Raw genomic sequence first — 1796 nt, 5'->3', positions numbered from 1 at the left:
AGGGGTGTGACGCGAACGGTGGGTTCCGGGAGCATCCGGTGGGTACTCCTGCGAAGATCGGGTGGAGGGGGTGTCGGGCGGTGGACGCTGCAGCCATGTCCGGTGCGGGCGACGGTGCGTCGGCGCGCGCGAGCGCAGGCGTGCGTGCGCTGCTCGGCCCGGTGTTCCGGTTCGTGTCCGGTCGCCCGTTGCTCCGCCAGCTCGGCCGCTACGCCGCCGTCGGCGGGTTGGCCACCGCGTTGAACGCGGTGCTGTTCCTGCTGTTCCGGCCCTGGCTGGCCGCCGTCCCGGCGAACGTGATCGCGCTGATCCTGACGACCGCGCTGAGCACCGAGCTCAGCCGCCGGTTCGCGTTCGGCGGGCCGCGCGCCTTCCGGCTCCGGGAGTGGGTGCAGGACGTCGGCACCGTCGCGTTCTACGCCTGCTACAGCTCCGTCGTGCTGCTCGCGCTGCACGCCCTGACGGCGGCCCCGACGCCTGCGGAGGAGGCCGCCGTGCTCGTGCTGGCGAGCCTCGGGGGTGGACTCCTCCGGTTCGCCGTGCTCCGATTCTGGGTGTTCGATCTCCGCCCGGCGCGCGGGGACGACCCGAGGTTCCCCGGAGGTGAGCCACGGTGCTCGACGATCTCACCGCCTTCGACCTGACCGTCGGTGCGCCGGGGGAGCAGGTCTCGGTGCACGGCGTGCGGGGCGGGCAGGGTCCGCCGGTGCTGCTGCTGCACGGCTTCCCGCAGACGCACGCGATGTGGGGTCCGGCCGCGGCCGATCTGGCCCGCGACCACACGGTGATCGCGACCGACCTGCGCGGGTACGGCGCGTCCGACCGGCCCGGGTCGGGGCCGGACCACGCGGGCTACTCGTTTCGGGCGATGGCCGGCGACCAGGTCGAGGTGATGGAGCGGCTCGGGTTCGACACCTTCAACGTGCTCGGGCACGACCGCGGCGCCCGGGTCACCCACCGGATGCTGCTCGACCATCCCGGCCGGGTCGAGCGGGCGGCGTTGCTGGACATCCTGCCGACGGCCTACGTCTACTCGCACGTCGACCGCGCCCTGGCCACCGCCTACTACCACTGGTTCTTCTTCATCCAGCCGGCCGACCTGCCGGAGCGACTGATCGCCGGGGACCCGATCGGCTACCTGCACCGGATCCTGGGCGGCTGGGGCTCCGGGCTCGACGCGCACCCGGCGGAGGCGCTGGCGTCCTACGAGCGCGCGTTCGCCGATCCCGCCGCACGGCACGCGATGATGGAGGACTACCGGGCCGGTGCGTCGATCGACCTGGAGCACGACGCCGCCGACGCCGCGGCCGGGAACCGGATCTCCGCGCCGACCCTGGTGCTCTGGGGCGAGTCGGGTGTGGTCGGGGCGAACGCCGAGAGCCCGCTGGAGGTCTGGAAGCGGGAGGCGGCCGATCCCGCGCTGGTCACCGGCCGGGCGGTCGCCCGGGCCGGGCACTTCCTGGTGGACGAGCAGCCGGCCGACACACTCGCCGCGATCCGCGGTTTCCTCCTCGCCGATCCCGCGGGCGTCTGACACCGCACCGCACCGCACCGGACCGTGACCCGACACGCCGAGCCCCGACCGCCCCGCGCCGCACCGCACCGCACCGCGCCGCACCGCACCGCACCGCGCCGCACCGCGCCGCACCGCGCCGGGCCGGGCTGCGCCGCACCGCGCCGGGCCGGGCTGCGCCGCCCCGACGTCGTGTTCCACGCCGCCGCGCTCAAGCACCTCCCGATGCTGGAGCAGTACCCGCACGAGGCGTGGCTCACCAACGTCGTCGGCACCTCGAACG

The 1796-nt window shown here is 74.7% G+C and carries 3 protein-coding genes; all 3 read left to right on the top strand.

The features are described from left to right. Positions 1 to 80: 80 nt before the first annotated feature. Positions 81 to 644, top strand: a complete 564-nt coding sequence (locus ABD160_RS22470) for a GtrA family protein (protein WP_344025657.1) — start codon at positions 81 to 83, stop codon at positions 642 to 644. Then, complete coding sequence (locus tag ABD160_RS22465; RefSeq protein ID WP_344025655.1) at positions 614 to 1534, top strand: alpha/beta fold hydrolase; 921 nt, start codon at positions 614 to 616, stop codon at positions 1532 to 1534. Before ABD160_RS22470 ends, ABD160_RS22465 begins: the two co-directional genes overlap by 31 nt. Positions 1535 to 1558: 24 nt before the next feature. Next, positions 1559 to 1796, top strand: a 238-nt coding sequence (locus ABD160_RS22460; protein WP_344025653.1) for a polysaccharide biosynthesis protein, incomplete at its 3' end; no start/stop codon positions are given.

Source organism: Pseudonocardia kongjuensis, assembly GCF_039526905.1.
GTDB classification, from domain to species: domain Bacteria; phylum Actinomycetota; class Actinomycetes; order Mycobacteriales; family Pseudonocardiaceae; genus Pseudonocardia; species Pseudonocardia kongjuensis.
This window is presented reverse-complemented; position numbering and strand designations above follow the sequence as displayed.